We start from the raw sequence: 21,163 nt of genomic DNA on the forward strand, positions 1-21,163 counted from the left end.
GTTCAATCCGGATCGCGACGTTAACGCTATACTCAGGCGACGACGGACAACGCTTAGCGCTAATATCCCGGCTAAGCGACGCGCCAGCCGGGAACTGCGCTTACAATCCCAGGGCGTACTTCAGCGCCTGACGCTTTAAAACGCCCGCATGTGCCGCAGCCATTAAGCCGATATTGCGCAGCACGCGCACCGGCGCCAGATCGTTGGTGAAGCCGGCATAAAACAGATCCATACCCGACTGCATAATAAAATTATCCGCCCTGCGTCGCGCCTGGTAGCGTTTCAGCACCGGAAGACTGGCCCATGCTTCACCCTGGCTTTTCGCCTCGCTCAAAATATCCAGCAGCGCGTCAACATCGCGATAGCCCAGATTCACCCCCTGCCCCGCCAGCGGATGAATGGTATGCGCAGCATCTCCCACCAGCGCCAGCCCCGGCTGTACATACTGCAGCGCATGGCGACGGGTTAGTGGAAACGCTCCGGCACTCAGCGGCGTGACCTGCCCCAGTCGGGACGGGAAGTGGCGCCCAATCTCCTGCTGTAGCTGCGGCATACTCATCCCCTGCAGCTGGCGAATACGCGCGGGCGTGTCATACCACACCAGCGATGCCCAATTGTCGAACAACGGCAGAAATGCGCGCGGGCCCGATGGCGTAAACTGCTGCCAGGTGCTGTTGCCAGGCTCCTCTGCGCACTGCACGCTAATCAACATGCAGGATTGCTGATACTGCCATGCGTGAACGCCAATTCCGGCCAACTGGCGCACCTGCGAGTTGGCGCCATCGGCGCCGATAACCAGGCTGGCTGCGCACTCGCCACCGTCGCTCAGACGCAATGTCGTACAGGTCTCCTCTCGCTGCATCTCCTGTAACGATGCGCCAACCTCGAGCGTGATGCGCTCATGCGCCATCAGCGCCTGCCATAGGGCGAGCTGCAGAACATTGTTCTCCACCATATAACCCAGCTCAGGCAGCTTCAGCTCGGCGGCATCAAAGGTCACATGCGCATCCTCCCATTCCCAGGTCTCCAGCCGGCGATAGGGATGCGCACGCATGCCGCGCACCGCATCCCAGACGCCGAGGCTTTTTAGTAACCCGACAGAAGCGGCGCTAATTGCCGAAATACGCACATCCGGCGGCGCTGAAGGCGCAAATGCCGGCGGTGCCGATGTCTCGATAACCGTTACCGTAAAACCGTGCTGCGCCAGCCCCAGCGCCAGGGCTCCGCCAACCATTCCGCCACCCACAATGGCGACATCTATTGCATGAATTGTCATGGCAATTATCCTTAAACCTGAATCCGTTAAGTTTACCGGATTTTTTCCCACCTCGTGGTGATAACGCTCGCACTGGTCAGGGCGCGACCAAAGCATTACAATACGCGCCCTGCAATCCTGGCTTTATACCCGCTATCCTTCACATTGCAGAGTCATTCCCGGTGAAGAAAATAGCTTTGGGTATATATACTTAAGCATGAGCAAGTCGATGACAAAAAAACTCCATATTAAAACCTGGGGCTGTCAGATGAACGAATATGATTCATCAAAGATGGCCGATCTGCTGGATGCCACGCACGGGTATCAACTGACCGAAGTGGCGGAAGAAGCGGATGTGCTGCTGCTCAATACCTGCTCAATCCGTGAGAAGGCTCAGGAAAAAGTCTTCCATCAGTTAGGCCGCTGGAAGCTACTGAAAGAGAAGAATCCCGACCTGATTATTGGCGTCGGCGGTTGTGTCGCCTCTCAGGAAGGCCACCATATTCGCCAACGCGCCCACTACGTCGATATTATTTTCGGGCCGCAGACGCTCCATCGCCTGCCGGAGATGATCAACTCCGTTCGCGGCAACCGCAGTCCGGTTGTAGACGTCAGTTTCCCCGAAATCGAAAAATTCGACCGCCTGCCGGAACCGCGCGCCGAAGGCCCAACGGCATTCGTCTCCATCATGGAAGGCTGCAATAAATACTGTACTTACTGCGTGGTGCCTTACACCCGCGGTGAAGAAGTCAGCCGCCCCTGCGACGATATTCTGTTTGAAATCGCTCAGCTGGCCGCTCAGGGGGTCCGTGAAGTCAACCTGCTGGGTCAAAACGTCAATGCATGGCGTGGCGAGAACTACGACGGAACGACCGGCAGTTTTGCCGATCTGCTGCGTCTGGTGGCGGCGATCGACGGTATCGACCGCATTCGCTTTACCACCAGCCACCCGATCGAGTTTACCGATGACATCATCGATGTTTATCGCGATACGCCGGAGCTGGTGAGCTTCCTGCACTTGCCGGTGCAGAGCGGTTCCGATCGGGTGCTGAACCTGATGGGACGTACCCACACGGCGCTGGAATACAAAGCGATTATCCGCAAGCTGTACGAAGCGCGCCCGAATATCCAGATTAGCTCCGACTTTATCGTTGGCTTCCCTGGCGAAACCAATGAAGATTTCGAGAAGACCATGAAGCTGATTGCCGATGTCAATCATGACATGAGCTACAGCTTTATCTTCTCTGCCCGTCCGGGCACTCCGGCGGCGGATATGGTCGACGACGTCCCGGAAAAGGACAAGAAGCAGCGCCTGTATATTCTGCAGGAGCGCATCAACCAGCAGGCGATGGCGTGGAGCCGCCGCATGCTTGGCACCACCCAGCGCATTCTGGTTGAAGGCACCTCCCGTAAAAGCATCATGGAGCTCTCAGGACGCACCGAGAACAACCGGGTAGTCAACTTCGAAGGCACCCCGGATATGGTCGGTAAGTTCGTCGATGTCGAAATCGTTGACGTCTACACCAACTCGCTGCGCGGTAAAATTGTGCGTACCGAAGAGGAAATGGGGCTGCGTATCGCGGAATCTCCGGAATCCGTTATCGCCCGCACCCGCAAAGAAAACGACCTCGGCGTCGGAACCTATCAGCCGTGATCCGTTCAGGCCTGCCGCCCCGGCAGGCCTTGTATTTCCTCTCCCCGACCCAATATTCATCGCAATGCTTGCGCCATATTCCCATGACGTGAATAATTTCCTTACTGGCCGGAGACGTTCGCTGTCCGGCAAAACGCGTAAAGAGGAACAGCTTGAACATAGAAACCCGTGAAATTACCCTGGAGCCAGCGGATAACGCACGCCTGCTGGGGCTGTGTGGCCCGTTTGACGACAACATCAAACAGCTGGAACGCCGATTAGGCATCGAAATTAATCGCCGTGACAATCACTTTAAACTGACCGGGCGCATGATATGCGTGAACGCGGCAGCCGATATCCTGCGCAGCCTGTACGTCGATACTGCGCCGATGCGCGGACAGATTCAGGATATTGAACCGGAACAGATTCATCTGGCCATCAAAGAGGCGCGGGTGCTGGAACAAAGCGCCGAAAGCGTGCCGGAGTACGGTAAGGCCGTCAATATCAAGACCCGGCGTGGCGTGATTAAGCCGCGTACGCCAAACCAGGCGCAGTACATCGCCAACATTCTCGATCATGATATTACCTTCGGCGTCGGCCCTGCCGGGACCGGGAAAACCTATCTTGCGGTAGCCGCAGCGGTCGACGCGCTCGAACGCCAGGACGTACGCCGTATTCTGCTGACCCGCCCTGCCGTCGAAGCCGGGGAAAAGCTCGGCTTCCTGCCCGGCGACCTGAGCCAGAAAGTCGATCCGTACCTGCGCCCGCTGTACGATGCGTTGTTCGAAATGCTCGGCTTTGAGAAGGTCGAGAAGCTGATTGAGCGCAACGTGATCGAAGTCGCGCCGCTGGCCTATATGCGCGGCCGTACGCTGAACGATGCGTTTATTATTCTCGATGAAAGCCAGAACACCACCATCGAACAGATGAAGATGTTCCTGACCCGTATCGGTTTTAACTCAAAAGCGGTGATCACCGGCGACGTCACTCAGATAGACCTGCCGCGCAGCACCAAATCCGGTCTGCGCCACGCCATTGAGGTGCTGGCGGAAGTCGATGAAATCAGCTTCAATTTCTTCCATAGCGAAGATGTGGTACGCCACCCGGTGGTAGCCCGCATCGTGAATGCGTATGAAGCGTGGGAAGAAGCTGACCAAAAACGTAAAGCAGAGCTGGCCGCCGAGCGCAAACGCGAAGCCCAAGAACAGGAGCAGAAATGAGTCAGGTTATTCTCGATTTACAGCTGGCTTGCGAAGATAACGCCGGGTTACCGGATGAAGCCCAGTTTCAACGCTGGGTCGATGCCGTCATTCCTCAGTTCCAGGAGGAGTCAGAAGTGACCGTGCGGCTGGTAGACGAAGCCGAAAGCCATGAGCTGAATCTGACCTATCGCGGCAAGGATAAGCCGACCAACGTGCTGTCGTTCCCGTTTGAAGCTCCGCCGGGTATCGAACTGCCGCTGCTTGGCGACCTGATCATCTGCCGTCAGGTCGTTGAACAGGAAGCCAAAGAGCAAGACAAACCGCTGGAGGCGCACTGGGCGCATATGGTGATTCACGGCAGTCTGCACCTGCTGGGCTATGACCATATCATTGATGAAGAAGCGGAAGAGATGGAAGGCCTCGAAACAGAGATAATGCTTGCTCTGGGCTATGAGGATCCGTACATTGCCGAGAAGGAATAGCCTGCCGCCGGTTTAACCGGCGAGCGGCCCCCATGCCGTCCGGCGCTGAACACACGCGCGACGAGCGACAAATTAACTGACATGAGAACCCACACGACGCCATGAGCGACGACAATTCACACAGTAGTGACACAGTAAACAGCAAAAAGGGATTCTTCTCCCTGTTACTCAGCCAGCTTTTTCACGGGGAACCGAAAAACCGTGATGAACTGCTGGAGCTGATCCGTGATTCCGGGCAAAACGACCTTATCGACGAAGATACGCGCGATATGCTCGAAGGGGTAATGGACATCGCCGACCAGCGCGTCCGCGATATCATGATCCCCCGCTCGCAGATGATTACCCTGAAACGCAATCAGACCCTGGACGAATGCCTCGATGTGATCATCGAGTCCGCCCACTCGCGTTTCCCGGTCATCAGCGAAGATAAAGATCACATTGAAGGGATTCTGATGGCCAAGGACCTGCTGCCGTTTATGCGCAGCGATTCCGAAGCATTCAGCATGGAAAAAGTGTTACGCCCGGCGGTTGTCGTGCCTGAAAGTAAGCGGGTTGACCGCATGCTGAAAGAGTTCCGCTCCCAGCGTTACCATATGGCTATCGTGATCGATGAGTTCGGCGGTGTCTCCGGTCTGGTGACCATTGAAGACATTCTCGAGCTTATCGTCGGCGAGATCGAAGACGAATACGATGAAGAAGAAGATATCGATTTTCGTCAGCTGAGCCGCCACACCTGGACGGTGCGCGCCCTGGCCTCCATTGAAGACTTCAACGAAGCCTATGGCACTCACTTCAGCGATGAAGAGGTGGATACCATTGGCGGGCTGGTGATGCAGGCCTTCGGCCATCTGCCGGCGCGCGGTGAGTCTATTGACATCGATGGTTACCAATTCAAAGTCGCCATGGCCGATAGCCGACGTATCATCCAGGTACATGTCAAACTTCCTGATGACGCGCCACAGCCGAAGCTGGAAGATTAATTACACGGGACGATTAACCTAAATGGTATTTGCCTCTCTCATCGAACGCCAGCGCGTACGTCTGCTGCTGGCGCTATTATTCGGAGCCAGCGGAACGCTGGCTTTTTCTCCTTATGACATCTGGCCTGCGGCGATTGTTTCGTTAATCGGCCTGCAGGGGTTAACCCTCAACCGACGTCCGCTGCAAAGCGCCTGGATCGGCTTTTTCTGGGGCCTGGGACTGTTCGGTTCCGGCATCAACTGGGTCTATGTCAGCATTGCCCAGTTCGGTGGCATGCCCGGCCCGGTCAACGTATTCCTCGTGGTACTGCTGGCGGCTTATATGTCGCTGTATACCGGACTGTTCGCCGGTCTGCTGTCGCGCCTGTGGCCCAAAACAAACTGGATACGCGTCGCCGTCGCTGCCCCGGTTGTCTGGCAAATCACCGAATTCCTGCGCGGCTGGGTGCTGACCGGCTTCCCGTGGCTGCAGTTTGGCTACAGCCAGATTGACGGCCCGTTGAAAGGGCTAGCGCCGGTAATGGGCGTTGAAGCCATTAACTTCCTGTTGATGGTGGTCAGCGGCCTGCTGGTCCTTGCGCTCATTCACCGCAGCTGGAAACCGTTGGTTGCCGCTATCGTGCTGTTCGCGCTGCCCTTCCCGCTGCGCTACATCCAGTGGTATCAACTGCTGCCGGAACGGGCTACCCAGGTATCTTTGGTACAGGGTGATATTCCCCAGGCGCTGAAATGGGATGAAAATCAGCTGGTGAATACGCTGAAAATCTATCTGGATTTGACGCAGCCGCATATGGGTTCATCCCAGCTAATCGTCTGGCCCGAGTCGGCGATCCCGGATCTGGAAATCAACCAGCAGAATTTCCTGAGTATGATGGACGACCTGCTGCGGGCGAAAGACAGCTCGTTGATTACCGGTATTGTCGACGCCCGGCTTAACAAGCAGAACCGTTACAATACCTACAACACCATCATTACGCTGGGCAAAGATAACCCCTACAGTTACGACTCCAAAGATCGCTACAACAAGAATCATCTGGTGCCGTTCGGTGAATTCGTGCCGCTGGAGTCCATTCTACGCCCGCTGGCTCCGTTCTTCGATTTACCGATGTCCTCTTTCAGCCGCGGTCCGTACGTGCAGCCGCAGCTGGTGGCGCATAACATGAAGCTGACGGCGGCTATCTGCTACGAGATTATTCTCGGCGAGCAGGTGCGGGATAACTTCCGCCCGGATACCGACTACCTGCTGACCATCTCCAACGATGCCTGGTTTGGCAAGTCCATCGGTCCGTGGCAGCATTTCCAGATGGCGCGGATGCGCGCCCTGGAGCTGGCGCGTCCGCTGCTGCGCAGCACCAATAACGGTATTACCGCCGTCATCGGCCCGCGTGGGGAAATTCAGGACATGATCCCGCAGTTCACCCGCGCAGTGCTGACCACGAAAGTCACTCCGACTTCCGGCCTGACCCCGTACGCCCGTACCGGTAACTGGCCGCTGTGGGCGCTGACCGCGCTGTTGGGTTTTGGCGCGCTGATCATGAGCCTGCGCCAGCGTCGTCGCTAATCGTTATAGCCTGCGGATCTTATTGTCGATCCGCATAGCCCCGGCCGGCAGCCGTCGCCGGGGCCGCCCTTCTCTCTATTCTGACCATTCTGACCTCTCTCTACTCGCCAACCTGGCACGAGCATTGCTTAATATTCTCAGGTCGCGGCGACATTTATTGTTGGTATAACCCGGTTGCACCAGCATCGCTCACCTCAGGCACTAACATGGTGCAATGGACGATTTTTGCCTTTAAATGGTGCGGAGCACTTCGCAAAAATAAACAATAAAGCAGCAAAATCTTTACATTAAGCCAAACTAAATGCTAACAAACACATACAAATGCTGCGTGTCAGTGTCGCAGCCATAATAACGCACACACACATTCACAATGGGTATCAAAAGCGTCAATGACGCTGAGGATAAGGAGTTGGATATGCAATTACGTAAACTGGCCACAGCGATGCTGGTCATGGGTATGACCGCCGGTCTGGCGCATGCGGAAGATGCCGCCCCGGCAGCAGGCAGCACGCTGGACAAAATCGCTAAAAACGGCGTCATCGTCGTCGGCCACCGTGAATCCTCCGTTCCGTTCTCTTACTACGACAATCAACAAAAAGTGGTCGGTTACTCTCAGGACTACTCCAACGCTATCGTTGACGCCATCAAGAAACAGCTGAATAAGCCTGACCTGCAGGTAAAACTGGTTCCGGTGACCTCGCAAAACCGTATTCCGCTGCTGCAGAACGGTACTTACGACTTCGAGTGTGGATCCACGACCAATAACCTTGAACGTCAGAAACAAGCCGCCTTCTCCGATACCATTTTCGTCGTGGGTACCCGCCTGCTGGTGAAAAAAGGCGGTGCAATTAAAGATTTCCCGGACCTGAAAGACAAAGCGGTTGTCGTCACGTCCGGTACCACTTCCGAAGTTCTGCTGCATAAGTTGAATGACGAGAAGAAAATGAACATGCGCATTATCAGCGCCAAAGACCACGGCGACTCCTTCCGTACTCTGGAAAGCGGTCGCGCGGTGGCCTTTATGATGGACGATGCGCTGCTGGCCGGCGAACGTGCGAAAGCGAAGAAGCCGGATAACTGGGAGATCGTCGGCACGGCCCAGTCGAAAGAAGCCTACGGCTGTATGCTGCGCAAAGACGATCCGCAGTTTAAAAAGCTGATTGATGACACCGTCGCCACGGCCCAGACCTCCGGCGAAGCGGAAAAATGGTTTGATAAGTGGTTTAAAAACCCCATCCCGCCGAAAAATCTGAATATGAACTTCGAACTCTCCGACGACATGAAGGCGCTGTTCAAGACCCCTAACGACAAAGCTCTGAACTAATTAAAAAAACAAGGGGCAGGACATCCTGCCCTCCCGATTGTTGTGACAGCACGGACAGACTATACGGTGGCTGGTCGTTCCCCAGCCGCCGCGAATACCGAAACAGGCTGCACAATGATCTTCGAGGGTAGCGATGCTACCCTTTTTTTTCCAGGAGTCATTTATGTCAATAGACTGGAACTGGGGAATCTTCCTGCAACAGGCCCCGTTCGGCAATACCACCTATCTGGGTTGGCTCTGGAGCGGCTTTCAGGTCACCATCGCACTGTCGATTAGCGCCTGGATTATCGCTTTTTTCGTCGGCTCGCTGTTCGGCATTTTACGCACTGCCCCCAACCGCTGGTTATCCAGCATCGGCACCTGCTACGTTGAACTGTTCCGTAATGTCCCGCTGATCGTTCAGTTCTTCACCTGGTACCTGGTGGTGCCGGAGCTCCTGCCGGAAAACATCGGCATGTGGTTTAAATCCGAGCTCGATCCGAATATTCAGTTCTTCCTCTCTTCGATGATGTGTCTGGGGCTGTTTACCGCCGCTCGCGTATGCGAACAGGTGCGCGCCGCCATTCAGTCACTGCCGCGCGGACAGAAAAACGCCGGGCTGGCCATGGGCCTGACGCTGCCGCAGACCTATCGTTACGTACTGCTGCCCAACGCCTATCGGGTCATTGTGCCGCCGATGACCTCGGAGATGATGAACCTGGTGAAAAACTCGGCCATCGCTTCAACCATCGGGCTGGCGGATATGGCGGCACAGGCAGGCAAGCTGCTGGATTACTCAGCCCACGCCTGGGAATCCTTTACCGCGATTACCCTCGCCTATGTGTTTATTAATGCGGTGATTATGCTGGTGATGTATGTGGTTGAACGCAAGGTCCGCCTGCCGGGCAATATGGGAGGCAAATAATCATGTACGATTTTGACTGGAGTTCTATCGTCCCATCAATGCCCTACCTGCTGGCCGGGCTGGTTATCACCCTGAAAATCACCGTGACCGCCATCATTTTTGGTATCGTCTGGGGCACCCTGCTGGCGGTTATGCGTCTGTCCAGCTTCCTGCCGCTGGCGTGGTTTGCGAAGACCTACGTCAACGTGTTCCGCTCGATCCCGCTGGTGATGGTCCTGCTGTGGTTTTATCTGATTGTTCCCGGTTTCCTGCAGAACGTCCTGGGCCTGTCGCCGAAGAGCGATATCCGCTTGATCTCCGCGATGGTGGCCTTCTCGATGTTTGAAGCGGCGTACTATTCGGAAATTATCCGCGCGGGTATCCAGAGTATCTCTCGCGGCCAGTCGAGCGCCGCGCTGGCGCTGGGGATGACCCAGTGGCAATCCATGAAGCTGATTATTCTGCCGCAGGCGTTTCGCGCCATGGTGCCGCTGCTGCTCACCCAGGGGATCGTACTGTTTCAGGATACCTCTCTGGTTTACGTTCTCAGCCTGGCCGACTTCTTCCGTACCGCCTCTACCATCGGCGAGCGCGACGGAACCCAGGTCGAGATGATCCTGTTCGCAGGCGCCGTTTATTTTGTCATTAGTCTCAGCGCATCGCTGTTGGTCAGCTGGTTGAAGAAAAGGACTGTGTAATGATTACCCTGAAAAACGTTTCAAAATGGTATGGTCACTTTCAGGTGCTGACCGATTGCTCCACGGAAGTGAAAAAAGGTGAAGTAGTGGTGGTATGCGGGCCTTCCGGCTCGGGCAAATCAACGTTGATTAAAACCGTCAACGGCCTGGAGCCTATTCAACAGGGTGAGATCACCGTGGATGGTACCCGGGTCAACGATAAAAAAACCAACCTTGCCAGGCTGCGTTCCCGCGTCGGGATGGTGTTCCAGCACTTTGAACTGTTTCCGCATCTGTCGATTATCGATAACCTGACGCTGGCGCAGGTCAAAGTGCTTAACCGCGATAAAGCCGCTTCCCGGACAAAAGGCCTGAAGCTGCTGGAACGCGTGGGGCTCTCCGCCCATGCCGATAAATATCCGGCCCAGCTCTCCGGCGGCCAGCAGCAGCGCGTGGCTATCGCCCGTGCGCTCTGTATGGATCCCATTGCTATGCTGTTTGACGAACCGACTTCCGCACTGGATCCGGAAATGATCAACGAAGTGCTGGATGTCATGGTTGAACTGGCCAACGAAGGCATGACGATGATGGTGGTGACGCACGAAATGGGCTTTGCCCGTAAGGTCGCCAACCGGGTGATCTTTATGGATGAAGGGAAAATTGTCGAAGACTCTGACAAAGAAGCATTTTTCGCCAATCCGCAATCCGATCGCGCAAAAGACTTCCTCGCCAAAATTCTGCATTAACGGGTCACTTTACAGGCGCGCATCGGCAGGTGCGCGCCTGATTTCATTCAGCCACCTCAGCGCGGCGTATCAAGGTTCAAAGGGACGACGCTGGAACTGGTCATGGCCGCATTTCGGGCAACGCGGCAGAATATCCGGGGTATAGACCGCCAGGTGATAATGGCAGTGTTCGCACACCAGGTTTCCCAGCCCCACCACTTCGCCACTATGGTAAACCCCGTGGTGGTTGAGATCCTGGAACACTTCGCGCCATTCCAGCTGGGTTTTATCGGTAATATCCGCCAGCTCCTGCCACAGGCTCTCTTTTATCACCCGCATAAACACGCTGTCCGTCAGTTCGTCCTGGCTCTCTTCATAGCTGCGGGCAAACTCCTCCAGATCGCGCCTGACCGCTTTGGTCAGCGTCTCAACTTCGCGATGCGTTAACTCACCAGACTGGCTAATTTTCATCCGCGCCTGTTCCACCAGCGCGTCAATATCACGTTCTCCATTGCGCAGCCGTTCACTGAGCGTCGACACCAGTTCACGGTAGAATTGAGCAACCTTGTTCATCATTTCGCCTCCGGTGTGGTTAACTTCTTCTAATAATAGACCTTATTTGCCATCTGCTTTGCCAGTTAGCCCACAGAGTCACGAAATAGTCTCCGCCGCTTTTGCCGATGTTAATGTGCGAAAGGCTGTTTTGACGTGGGCGTTTGGGCTATGCTATGCCGATCTGATAACACATCCATTGGCTACATTTTGTAGCTGTATTGAAAACAGGACCACTGGCTGCCATGCAAGAGCAATACCGCCCGGAAGAGATAGAATCGAAAGTCCAGCTTCACTGGGACGATCATCGTACATTTGAAGTAACTGAAGACGAGAGCAAAGAGAAGTATTACTGCCTGTCGATGCTTCCTTATCCTTCTGGTCGACTACACATGGGTCACGTGCGTAACTACACCATCGGCGACGTGATTGCCCGCTACCAGCGTATGCTCGGCAAAAACGTTCTGCAGCCGATCGGCTGGGATGCGTTTGGTCTGCCGGCGGAAGGCGCCGCGGTAAAAAACAACACCGCGCCGGCCCCGTGGACCTACGACAATATTGCCTACATGAAAAACCAGCTGAAAAAGCTGGGCTTTGGCTATGACTGGAGCCGTGAAGTGGCGACCTGCACCCCGGAATACTACCGCTGGGAGCAAAAATTCTTCACCGAGCTGTATAAAAAAGGCCTGGTGTACAAAAAAACGTCTGCGGTGAACTGGTGTCCGAACGACCAGACCGTTCTTGCCAACGAACAGGTTATCGACGGCTGCTGCTGGCGCTGCGATACCAAAGTTGAGCGTAAAGAGATCCCGCAGTGGTTTATCAAAATCACCGCCTACGCCGACGAACTGCTGAACGATCTGGATAAACTGGATCACTGGCCTGATACCGTTAAGACCATGCAGCGCAACTGGATCGGCCGCTCCGAAGGGGTAGAAATCTCCTTCAACGTTAACGAGTATGCCGACAAGCTGACCGTCTACACCACCCGTCCGGACACCTTCATGGGCTGTACCTACCTGGCCGTAGCCGCGGGTCATCCGCTGGCACAGCAGGCGGCAGCGAACAACCCTGCGCTGGCTGCATTTATCGACGAATGCCGCAACACCAAAGTCGCCGAAGCAGAAATGGCGACGATGGAGAAAAAAGGTGTCGATACCGGCTACAAAGCGATTCACCCGCTGACCGGCGAAGAAATTCCGGTCTGGGCGGCAAACTTCGTGCTGATGGAATACGGCACCGGCGCCGTCATGGCCGTTCCGGGTCACGATCAGCGCGACTACGAATTTGCCAGCAAATATGGCCTGAACATTAAGCCGGTTATTCTGGCGGCAGACGGCTCAGAACCGGATCTCTCCGGGCAGGCGCTGACTGAAAAAGGCACCCTCTTCAACTCCGGCGAGTTCGATGGCCTGAGCTACGAAGCGGGCTTTAACGCTATCGCCGACAAACTGGCGGCGATGGGCGTTGGCGAGCGCAAAATTAACTATCGCCTTCGCGACTGGGGCGTTTCCCGTCAGCGTTACTGGGGCGCGCCGATTCCAATGGTCACCCTGGAAGACGGTACCGTAATGCCGACCCCGGAAGATCAGCTGCCGGTCATTCTGCCGGAAGATGTGGTCATGGACGGCATCACCAGCCCAATCAAGGCCGATCCGGAGTGGGCAAAAACCACCGTTAACGGTCAGCCTGCGCTGCGTGAAACCGACACCTTCGATACCTTTATGGAATCCTCCTGGTACTACGCGCGCTATACCTGCCCGCAGTACAATGACGGAATGCTGGATCCAAACGCCGCCAACTACTGGCTGCCGGTCGATATTTACATCGGCGGGATCGAACATGCGATTATGCACCTGCTGTACTTCCGCTTCTTCCATAAGCTGATGCGCGACGCGGGTATGGTTAACTCTGACGAGCCGGCGAAACAGCTGCTGTGCCAGGGGATGGTTCTGGCTGACGCCTTCTATTACGTTGGCGAAAACGGCGAGCGCAACTGGGTTTCTCCGGTTGATGCCACCGTGGAGCGCGATGAAAAAGGCCGTATCGTAAAAGCCTACGATCCGCAGGGGCGCGAGCTGGTGTATACCGGCATGAGCAAAATGTCCAAGTCGAAGAACAACGGCATCGACCCGCAGGTGATGGTTGAACGCTACGGCGCGGATACCGTACGTCTGTTTATGATGTTCGCCTCTCCGGCAGATATGACTCTGGAATGGCAGGAATCCGGCGTTGAAGGGGCAAACCGCTTCCTGAAACGTGTCTGGAAACTGGTTTATGAGCACACGACTCAGGGCCCGGTTGCCGCGCTGGACGTTGCCAGCCTGAGCGAAGATCAGCAGGCGCTGCGTCGTGATGTCCACAAAACGATCGCCAAAGTGACCGATGATATCGGCCGTCGTCAGACCTTCAACACCGCGATCGCCGCGATCATGGAGCTGATGAACAAACTGGCGAAAGCGCCGCAGGAAAACGAACAGGATCGCGCGCTGATGCGTGAGGCTCTGCTGGCGGTTGTGCGCATGCTTAATCCGTTCACCCCGCACGCCTGCTTCACGCTGTGGCAGGAGCTGGGCGGTGAAGGCGATATCGACAACGCGCCGTGGCCGGTCGCCGATGAAAGCGCTATGGTTGAAAATACCACCCTGGTTGTTGTTCAGGTTAATGGTAAAGTCCGTGGTAAAATTACCGTTCCTGTCGATGCAACCGAAGAACAGGTTCGTGCACGTGCGGGCCAGGAACATCTGGTTGCGAAGTATCTCGACGGTGTAACCGTACGTAAAGTGATTTACGTCCCGGGTAAACTGCTCAACCTGGTCGTTGGCTAAGCGCAGGAGGAAGCGTGCGATATCTGGCAACATTGTTGTTATCTCTGGCGGTGCTCATCACCGCCGGATGCGGTTGGCATCTGCGGAGTACCACTCAGGTCCCCACCGCGATGAAAACCATGATCTTTCAGTCGAGCGATCCGAATGGTCCGTTAAGTCGTTCGGTACGTAATCAGCTGCGTCTGAATGGCGTCGAGATCGTCGACGGCAGCACGCTGCGCAAGGATATTCCGTCCCTGCGTCTGGATGCGTCATCCATTCAGAAAGATACGGCTTCCATTTTCCAGGATGGTCGTACCGCTGAATATCAGATGGTGCTGACGGTGCAGGCAAGCGTGCTAATCCCGGGTCATGATATCTATCCGATCTCGACGAAAGTCTACCGCTCGTTCTTCGATAACCCGCAGGCGGCGTTAGCGAAAGACGCTGAGCAGGATATGATCGTCCAGGAGATGTACGACAAAGCCGCTGAACAGCTGATTCGTAAGCTGCCAAGCGTCCACGTTGCTGATGTCGAAGCCACGAAAGGGGAAGAGAAGCCGGTTAACGCCACTTCCACCTCCGGCAACCGCGTCTCCACCACGCTGGGTAACTGATGATTCGGCTGTACCCAGAGCAACTCCGCGCGCAGCTCACCGAAGGGCTGCGCGCGGCCTATTTATTACTCGGTAGCGATCCGTTGCTGTTGCAGGAAAGTCAGGACGCGATTCGCGAAGCCGCTGCTACCCAGGGCTTTACCGAACACCATACCGCGACCATCGACGCCAGCACCGACTGGCCCGCCCTCTTCTCACTCAGCCAGGCCATGAGCCTGTTCGCCAGCCGTCAGACGCTGCTTCTGGTCCTGCCGGAAAACGGCCCTAACGCGGCGATTAACGAACAGCTTGCCACCCTGGTCAGCATGCTCCATGACGACCTGCTGTTAATCGTTCGCGGTAATAAGCTCAGCAAAGCGCAGGAAAATGCCGCCTGGGTTACCGCGCTGGCCAGCCGCGCGGTTCAGGTGAGCTGTCAGACGCCGGAATATGCGCAGCTGCCACGATGGCTGGCGGCGCGAGCAAAACAGCACCACTTGCATCTTGATGATGCCGCCAGTCAGCTGCTGTGCTACTGCTACGAAGGCAACCTGCTGGCGCTGGCGCAGGCGCTGGAACGTCTCTCTCTGCTGTGGCCGGATGGCAAGCTCACGCTGCCGCGCGTCGAGCAGGCGGTCAACGATGCCGCCCACTTCACGCCCTATCACTGGGTGGATGCGCTGCTGGCTGGCAAAAGCAAACGGGTGCTGCATATCCTGCAGCAGTTACGGCTGGAAGGCAGCGAACCGGCTATTCTGCTGCGCACGCTTCAACGCGAGCTGCTGCTGCTGGTTAACCTGAAACGCCAGTCGGCCCATACGCCGCTGCGTACGCTGTTCGATAAACATCGGGTATGGCAGAACCGTCGACAGCTGTTGAGCGATGCGCTCGCGCGCCTCAGCACGGACCAGTTACGCCAGGCCGTGACTCTGCTGACCCGAGCGGAGCTCACCTTCAAGCAGGATTACGGCAGCGCCATCTGGCCGGAATTAGAGAGCCTTTCTTTGTTGCTCTGCCATAAAGCGCTGGCAGACGTGTTTATTGATGGTTGATATGACTCAGTTGCAGGCAATGTACGGCGGCACCTTCGATCCGGTGCACTATGGTCACCTCAAACCGGTCGAGGTTCTGGCGAATCAGATCGGTCTTGGCAAAGTCATTATCGTCCCAAACAATGTTCCGCCACACCGCCCGCAGCCTGAAGCCACCAGCGCCCAGCGTAAACAGATGCTGGCGCTGGCCATTGCCGATAAACCGTTGTTCGTGCTCGATGAACGCGAGCTTCGGCGTCAGACGCCGTCCTGGTCGGCACAAACGCTCGAAGAGTGGCGACAGGAACAAGGGCCGGACCAGCCGCTGGCGTTCATTATTGGTCAGGACTCGCTGCTCACCTTCCCGACCTGGCACAATTACACCTCGATTCTGGATAATGTCCATCTGATCGTTTGCCGTCGTCCGGGCTACCCGCTGGTGATGAAACGGGAAGAGGATCAGCGGTGGCTGGACAAACATTTAACCCACGACGCAGAACAGCTGCACAGCCGTCCCGCCGGGGTCATCTATCTGGCGGAAACCCCGTGGTTTGATATTTCGGCAACGATTATCCGCCAGCGCCTTGAACGCGGAGAATCCTGCGCTGACATGCTGCCGGCCGCGGTACTGGCGTATATCCATCAGCAAAAACTCTACTGTTAACCGGCCGTTGCCCCAGCGTTGGTGACGCCGGATACAATAGCAGCGCGCCGATTCGCATATACTCTCCCTCATCCCTTGATGATGTCAGAAGGCGTATATTCAGTGAAATTATGGTTAGTTCGACATGGTGAAACTGAGGCCAATGTTGCCGGCCTTTACAGCGGACACGCCCCGACTCCGCTAACCGAACGCGGCATGATGCAGGCGAGAACGCTCGGCCAGCTGCTGCAGGCGGTAACGTTCGATCGCGTGCTCTGCAGCGAACTGGAACGCACCCACATCACCGCCGACCTGCTGCTCGGCACACGGCATATCCCCCGGCAGATTGTCCCCGAACTCAACGAGATGTTTTTTGGCGACTGGGAAATGCGCCATCATCGGGACTTACAGCTCGAAGACGCGGAAAACTATGCCGCCTGGTGCGCGGACTGGCAGCATGCGGCGCCGACCAACGGCGAAAGTTTTCAGCATTTCGCCCACCGCGTCCGCACGTTTGCCGAGAAGCTGACGCACCATCCGCAGCCAGATCATCTGCTGATCGTGGGCCATAAAGGTGGGCTGAGTCTGCTTATCGCGCTGTTGCTGAAGCTGCCGGCGGAGGCCATGTGGCATTTTCCTGTCGCCCATGGCACATGGAGCGAACTCGAACTGCACGCTGATTTTGCCACGCTGCGGGTATTAAATAGCCAGGCGCGCTGGCAGAAGGAAGAAGAATTCCGTGCAGACCATTGACAGGTCAGAGCAGGCTGTTATTCTCCGCAGCCTGGACGTATCGGCTAAACGATGTTTCCAGAAATTGTTTTACAAAAATGGCGATGCAATCACGGGCGATGGATGGGATGATAGCCGCCGCCATCGCTTGCTGACCGACATTTATCCCGACTTTTCGACGAGTTCAGGTATACTGTCAGGCTGTTTATTATTATCAATCTTCACTCACCCAGGGGGAACTCTTGCAGGGTAAAGCACTCCAGGATTTTGTTATCGACAAAATTGATGACCTGAAAGGTCAGGACATCGTTGCCATTGACGTTCATGGCAAATCCAGCATTACAGATTGCATGATTATTTGCACCGGCACCTCTACGCGCCATGTAATGTCCATCGCCGACCACGTAGTACAAGAGTCTCGCGCCGCAGGAATGCTGCCGCTTGGCGTTGAAGGTGAAAGCGCCGCTGACTGGATTGTTGTCGACCTTGGCGACGTCATGGTTCACGTTATGCAGGAAGAGAGCCGTCGTCTGTACGAGCTGGAAAAACTCTGGAGTTAATGCGTGAAGCTGCAGCTGGTGGCCGTTGGCACCAAGATGCCGGACTGGGTTCAGACCGGCTTTAGTGAATATTTGCGCCGTTTTCCAAAAGATATGCCGTTCGAGCTGCTGGAAATCCCTGCCGGTAAACGCGGTAAAAATGCCGACATCAAGCGAATCCTCGACAAAGAAGGGGAGATGATGCTGGCAGCCGCAGGCAAAAATCGCATCGTGACCCTGGATATTCCGGGAAAACCGTGGGATACGCCGCAGCTGGCACGAGAGCTGGAGCGCTGGAAACAGGATGGCCGCGACGTCAGCCTGCTTATCGGCGGTCCCGAGGGGCTCTCTCCGGCTTGTAAAGCAGCAGCGGAACAGAGTTGGTCACTCTCCACCCTCACGTTGCCTCACCCGCTGGTACGCGTACTGGTCGCTGAGAGCCTGTATCGTGCGTGGAGCATTACCACCAACCACCCTTACCACCGTGAATAATGATGACCAGGGTAGACTAAGCAGCGAATGAAATTACAGAATTCTTTCCGCGACTATACGGCTGAATCCTCGCTGTTCGTGCGCCGGGCGCTGGTCGCTTTTTTGGGGATTTTGCTGCTTACCGGCATACTGGTTGCCAATCTTTATAACGTGCAGATTGTTCGCTACACCGACTATCAAACGCGTTCCAACGAAAACCGTATTAAGCTGGTCCCCATTCCGCCCAGTCGCGGCATTATCTATGACCGCAACGGTACGCCGCTGGCGCTGAACCGCACCATCTACCAGCTGGAGATGATGCCGGAGAAAGTCGATAACGTGCAGCAGACGCTGGATGCGTTACGCGACGTCATCGATCTGACCGATGATGATATTGCAAACTTCAAGAAAGAACGCTCGCGTTCCCATCGCTTCACCTCGATTCCCGTCAAGGTCAACCTGAGCGAAGTCCAGGTGGCCCGTTTTGCGGTTAACCAGTACCGCTTTCCCGGCGTCGAAGTAAAAGGCTATAAACGCCGCTACTACCCCTATAATTCCGCGCTGACCCACGTTATCGGCTACGTCTCAAAAATTAACGATAAAGACGTCGATCGCCTGGATAAAGAGGGCAAGCTGGCCAACTATGCCTCCACGCATGATATTGGCAAGCTGGGAATCGAGCGCTATTACGAAGACGTATTGCACGGTCAGACCGGCTATGAAGAGGTTGAGGTCAACAACCGCGGCCGCGTCATTCGCCAGCTCAAAGAGGTGCCGCCGCAGGCCGGGCGCGATATCTATTTGACCCTCGATCTCAAGCTTCAGCAGTACATTGAGACCCTGCTCGCCGGCAGCCGCGCTGCCGTGGTCGTCACCGACCCGCGTACCGGCAGCATCCTCGCGCTGGTCTCCACGCCGAGCTACGACCCGAACCTGTTTGTGGACGGCATCTCCAGTAAAGACTACTCCGCCCTGCTGAACGATCCGAATACTCCGCTGGTCAACCGCGCGACTCAGGGGGTCTACCCGCCGGCGTCGACGGTGAAGCCTTATGTCGCCGTATCGGCCCTCAGCGCGAACGTCATCACCCGCAATACCAGCCTGTTCGACCCGGGCTGGTGGCAGCTGCCGGGCTCTGACAAGCGCTACCGCGACTGGAAAAAATGGGGTCACGGGCATCTGAATGTGACCAAAGCGCTCGAGGAGTCTGCGGATACCTACTTCTATCAGGTCGCTTATGATATGGGTATCGACCGCCTCTCTGAGTGGATGAGCAAATTCGGTTACGGCCACTATACCGGTATCGATCTGTCGGAAGAGCGTTCCGGGAATATGCCGACCCGCGAATGGAAGCTGAAACGCTTTAAGAAGCCCTGGTATCAGGGCGACACCATCCCGGTCGGAATCGGCCAGGGCTACTGGACCGCCACGCCGATTCAGATGAACAAAGCGCTGATGATCCTGATAAACGACGGTCTGGTGAAAGTGCCGCATCTGCTGCAAAGCACCGTCGAAGACGGCAAACAGGTTCCCTGGGTTCAACCGCACGAGCCGCCGGTCGGCGACATTCATTCCGGCTTCTGGGAAATCGCCAAGGACGGGATGTTCGGCGTCGCTAACCGTGGCAACGGGACCGCGCATAAATACTTCGCCAGCGCGCCCTATAAAATTGCGGCGAAATCCGGTACAGCCCAGGTATTTGGCCTGAAAGCCAATGAAACCTATAACGCGCACCGAATCGCGGAACGTCTGCGTGACCATAAACTCATGACGGCGTTTGCCCCTTATAACAATCCCCAGGTTGCTGTTGCCATCATTCTTGAGAACGGCGGTGCTGGCCCGGCGGTCGGCACGATTATGCGCCAGATTCTCGACCACATTATGCTGGGTGATAACAACACAAACCTGCCGAGTGAAAACCCGGCGGTCACGGCGGGTGAGGATCAATAATGACCGATAATCCGAACAAAAAATCACTATGGGATAAAATCCATCTCGATCCGACCATGGTGCTGATTCTGCTGGCGCTGCTGACCTACAGCGCGCTGGTCATCTGGAGCGCCAGCGGCCAGGACATCGGGATGATGGAGCGCAAAATAGGCCAGATCGCCATGGGCGTGGTGATCATGATCGTGATGGCGCAAATCCCGCCGCGCGTGTATGAAGGCTGGGCGCCCTATCTCTATATCTTCTGTATCATTTTGCTGGTGGCGGTTGACGCTTTCGGCGCGATTTCCAAAGGCGCCCAGCGCTGGCTGGATCTGGGGGTTGTGCGCTTTCAGCCGTCGGAAATTGCTAAAATCGCCGTCCCGCTGATGGTCGCGCGCTTTATCAACCGCGACGTTTGCCCACCCTCGCTGAAGAATACCGCCATTGCGCTGGTGCTGATTTTTCTGCCAACCCTGCTGGTTGCCGCCCAGCCTGACCTCGGAACATCGATTCTGATTGCGTTGTCTGGCCTGTTCGTGCTGTTCCTGTCCGGGCTGAGCTGGCGCCTGATCGGCGTGGCGGTGGTGCTGGTTGCGGCGTTTATTCCGATTTTATGGTTCTTCCTGATGCATGATTATCAGCGTCAGCGCGTCATGATGTTGCTCGACCCGGAAACCGATCCGCTGGGTGCCGGCTATCATATTATCCAGTCGAAAATCGCCATTGGCTCCGGTGGATTACGCGGCAAAGGCTGGCTGCACGGCACCCAGTCGCAGCTTGAATTCCTGCCGGAACGCCATACCGACTTTATCTTTGCGGTCCTGGCCGAAGAGCTCGGCCTGATTGGCGTGCTGATTCTACTGGCGCTCTATATTTTGCTCATCATGCGCGGGCTGTGGATCGCCGCCCAGGCGCAGACCACCTTCGGTCGCGTCATGGCCGGTGGTTTAATGTTGATTTTATTCGTTTATGTCTTCGTAAATATTGGTATGGTGAGTGGTATTTTACCAGTGGTGGGGGTACCGTTGCCGCTGGTCAGCTACGGGGGCTCAGCCCTGATCGTATTGATGGCCGGGTTTGGTATCGTGATGTCGATCCACACCCACAGAAAAATGTTGTCGAAAAGCGTTTAAGGGGTTTG

20 protein-coding genes are annotated in these 21,163 nt (G+C 55.9%); 18 read left to right on the top strand and 2 right to left on the bottom strand.

What is annotated here, in order from left to right:
- Positions 1-100: 100 nt before the first annotated feature.
- On the bottom strand, positions 101-1,276 hold the full coding sequence (ubiF, locus tag AC236I_RS17570; protein ID WP_064359733.1) for a 3-demethoxyubiquinol 3-hydroxylase: 1,176 nt from the start codon (positions 1,274-1,276) through the stop codon (positions 101-103).
- 208 nt (positions 1,277-1,484) lie between these two features.
- Between ubiF and miaB the strand changes: the two genes are divergently transcribed.
- The 9 genes from miaB to AC236I_RS17615 all read left to right on the top strand — a co-directional run bounded on the left by miaB (position 1,485) and on the right by AC236I_RS17615 (position 10,743).
- Entirely contained in the window at positions 1,485-2,909 is a 1,425-nt protein-coding gene (gene miaB, locus AC236I_RS17575; protein WP_004859577.1) for a tRNA (N6-isopentenyl adenosine(37)-C2)-methylthiotransferase MiaB, read from the top strand.
- 152 nt (positions 2,910-3,061) lie between these two features.
- Positions 3,062-4,108 carry a PhoH family protein gene (locus AC236I_RS17580; protein WP_004859576.1) on the top strand — a complete coding sequence of 349 codons (1,047 nt, stop codon included), beginning with the start codon at positions 3,062-3,064 and terminating at the stop codon, positions 4,106-4,108.
- Positions 4,105-4,572, top strand: coding sequence for an rRNA maturation RNase YbeY (gene ybeY, locus AC236I_RS17585; protein WP_032688862.1), 468 nt, complete (start codon positions 4,105-4,107; stop codon positions 4,570-4,572). The genes AC236I_RS17580 and ybeY overlap by 4 nt, the downstream gene beginning before the upstream one ends.
- 101 nt (positions 4,573-4,673) lie before the next feature.
- Positions 4,674-5,552 (top strand): CNNM family magnesium/cobalt transport protein CorC, encoded by an 879-nt coding sequence (gene corC / locus AC236I_RS17590; RefSeq protein WP_004859572.1) that lies wholly within the window; start codon positions 4,674-4,676, stop codon positions 5,550-5,552.
- A gap of 22 nt (positions 5,553-5,574) precedes the next feature.
- Positions 5,575-7,113, top strand: coding sequence for an apolipoprotein N-acyltransferase (gene lnt / locus AC236I_RS17595; protein ID WP_004859570.1), 1,539 nt, complete (start codon positions 5,575-5,577; stop codon positions 7,111-7,113).
- Between the two features lie 415 nt (positions 7,114-7,528).
- Positions 7,529-8,437 carry an amino acid ABC transporter substrate-binding protein gene (locus tag AC236I_RS17600; RefSeq protein WP_015584889.1) on the top strand — a complete coding sequence of 303 codons (909 nt, stop codon included), beginning with the start codon at positions 7,529-7,531 and terminating at the stop codon, positions 8,435-8,437.
- Positions 8,438-8,600: 163 nt separating this feature from the next.
- Entirely contained in the window at positions 8,601-9,341 is a 741-nt protein-coding gene (locus AC236I_RS17605; RefSeq protein ID WP_004859566.1) for an amino acid ABC transporter permease, read from the top strand.
- A gap of 2 nt (positions 9,342-9,343) precedes the next feature.
- Entirely contained in the window at positions 9,344-10,018 is a 675-nt protein-coding gene (gene gltK / locus AC236I_RS17610) for a glutamate/aspartate ABC transporter permease GltK (protein ID WP_004859564.1), read from the top strand.
- Entirely contained in the window at positions 10,018-10,743 is a 726-nt protein-coding gene (locus AC236I_RS17615; RefSeq protein WP_487608562.1) for an amino acid ABC transporter ATP-binding protein, read from the top strand. Before gltK ends, AC236I_RS17615 begins: the two co-directional genes overlap by 1 nt.
- A gap of 69 nt (positions 10,744-10,812) precedes the next feature.
- On the opposite strand, the gene AC236I_RS17620 is transcribed toward AC236I_RS17615, so the two are convergent.
- A complete protein-coding gene (locus tag AC236I_RS17620) occupies positions 10,813-11,295 on the bottom strand; it encodes a zinc ribbon-containing protein (RefSeq protein ID WP_015584891.1) in 483 nt (160 codons plus the stop codon).
- A gap of 224 nt (positions 11,296-11,519) precedes the next feature.
- Between AC236I_RS17620 and leuS the strand changes: the two genes are divergently transcribed.
- The 9 genes from leuS (at position 11,520) to mrdB (ending at position 21,155) form a co-directional block, all read left to right on the top strand.
- A complete protein-coding gene (gene leuS, locus AC236I_RS17625; RefSeq protein ID WP_086817059.1) occupies positions 11,520-14,102 on the top strand; it encodes a leucine--tRNA ligase in 2,583 nt (860 codons plus the stop codon).
- 14 nt (positions 14,103-14,116) lie between these two features.
- Complete coding sequence (gene lptE, locus AC236I_RS17630; RefSeq protein WP_004859556.1) at positions 14,117-14,698, top strand: LPS assembly lipoprotein LptE; 582 nt, start codon at positions 14,117-14,119, stop codon at positions 14,696-14,698.
- Positions 14,698-15,729: a DNA polymerase III subunit delta gene (holA, locus tag AC236I_RS17635; protein WP_015584892.1), complete on the top strand. Its 1,032-nt coding sequence runs from the start codon at positions 14,698-14,700 to the stop codon at positions 15,727-15,729. Before lptE ends, holA begins: the two co-directional genes overlap by 1 nt.
- Positions 15,722-16,372 (top strand): nicotinate-nucleotide adenylyltransferase, encoded by a 651-nt coding sequence (gene nadD, locus AC236I_RS17640; RefSeq protein WP_004859552.1) that lies wholly within the window; start codon positions 15,722-15,724, stop codon positions 16,370-16,372. The genes holA and nadD overlap by 8 nt, the downstream gene beginning before the upstream one ends.
- A 102-nt stretch (positions 16,373-16,474) precedes the next feature.
- Complete coding sequence (locus AC236I_RS17645; protein WP_032716886.1) at positions 16,475-17,104, top strand: adenosylcobalamin/alpha-ribazole phosphatase; 630 nt, start codon at positions 16,475-16,477, stop codon at positions 17,102-17,104.
- 221 nt (positions 17,105-17,325) lie between these two features.
- Positions 17,326-17,643 (top strand): ribosome silencing factor, encoded by a 318-nt coding sequence (gene rsfS / locus AC236I_RS17650; RefSeq protein WP_004859547.1) that lies wholly within the window; start codon positions 17,326-17,328, stop codon positions 17,641-17,643.
- A gap of 3 nt (positions 17,644-17,646) precedes the next feature.
- Positions 17,647-18,114, top strand: coding sequence for a 23S rRNA (pseudouridine(1915)-N(3))-methyltransferase RlmH (gene rlmH, locus AC236I_RS17655; protein ID WP_015584895.1), 468 nt, complete (start codon positions 17,647-17,649; stop codon positions 18,112-18,114).
- 27 nt (positions 18,115-18,141) lie between these two features.
- The gene (gene mrdA / locus AC236I_RS17660; RefSeq protein WP_004859539.1) at positions 18,142-20,043 is read left to right on the top strand and encodes a peptidoglycan DD-transpeptidase MrdA; all 1,902 of its coding nucleotides are present in this window, start codon (positions 18,142-18,144) and stop codon (positions 20,041-20,043) included.
- Positions 20,043-21,155, top strand: a complete 1,113-nt coding sequence (gene mrdB / locus AC236I_RS17665) for a peptidoglycan glycosyltransferase MrdB (RefSeq protein WP_004859537.1) — start codon at positions 20,043-20,045, stop codon at positions 21,153-21,155. The genes mrdA and mrdB overlap by 1 nt, the downstream gene beginning before the upstream one ends.
- Positions 21,156-21,163 lie beyond the last annotated feature (8 nt).

It is taken from the genome of Klebsiella sp. Sb-30 (genome assembly GCF_057652795.1).

What these genes read in the sequence shown, in the direction of transcription:
- leuS (WP_086817059.1), top strand. Translation starts at nt 11,520, where the DNA reads ATGCAAGAGCAATACCGCCCGGAAGAGATAGAATCGAAAGTCCAGCTT.
- gltK (WP_004859564.1), top strand. Translation starts at nt 9,344, where the DNA reads ATGTACGATTTTGACTGGAGTTCTATCGTCCCATCAATGCCCTACCTG.
- nadD (WP_004859552.1), top strand. Translation starts at nt 15,722, where the DNA reads ATGGTTGATATGACTCAGTTGCAGGCAATGTACGGCGGCACCTTCGAT.
- AC236I_RS17620 (WP_015584891.1), bottom strand. Translation starts at nt 11,295, where the DNA reads ATGAACAAGGTTGCTCAATTCTACCGTGAACTGGTGTCGACGCTCAGT.
- AC236I_RS17605 (WP_004859566.1), top strand. Translation starts at nt 8,601, where the DNA reads ATGTCAATAGACTGGAACTGGGGAATCTTCCTGCAACAGGCCCCGTTC.
- mrdA (WP_004859539.1), top strand. Translation starts at nt 18,142, where the DNA reads ATGAAATTACAGAATTCTTTCCGCGACTATACGGCTGAATCCTCGCTG.
- ybeY (WP_032688862.1), top strand. Translation starts at nt 4,105, where the DNA reads ATGAGTCAGGTTATTCTCGATTTACAGCTGGCTTGCGAAGATAACGCC.
- lnt (WP_004859570.1), top strand. Translation starts at nt 5,575, where the DNA reads ATGGTATTTGCCTCTCTCATCGAACGCCAGCGCGTACGTCTGCTGCTG.
- AC236I_RS17600 (WP_015584889.1), top strand. Translation starts at nt 7,529, where the DNA reads ATGCAATTACGTAAACTGGCCACAGCGATGCTGGTCATGGGTATGACC.
- AC236I_RS17615 (WP_487608562.1), top strand. Translation starts at nt 10,018, where the DNA reads ATGATTACCCTGAAAAACGTTTCAAAATGGTATGGTCACTTTCAGGTG.
- miaB (WP_004859577.1), top strand. Translation starts at nt 1,485, where the DNA reads ATGACAAAAAAACTCCATATTAAAACCTGGGGCTGTCAGATGAACGAA.
- holA (WP_015584892.1), top strand. Translation starts at nt 14,698, where the DNA reads ATGATTCGGCTGTACCCAGAGCAACTCCGCGCGCAGCTCACCGAAGGG.
- ubiF (WP_064359733.1), bottom strand. Translation starts at nt 1,276, where the DNA reads ATGACAATTCATGCAATAGATGTCGCCATTGTGGGTGGCGGAATGGTT.
- corC (WP_004859572.1), top strand. Translation starts at nt 4,674, where the DNA reads ATGAGCGACGACAATTCACACAGTAGTGACACAGTAAACAGCAAAAAG.
- mrdB (WP_004859537.1), top strand. Translation starts at nt 20,043, where the DNA reads ATGACCGATAATCCGAACAAAAAATCACTATGGGATAAAATCCATCTC.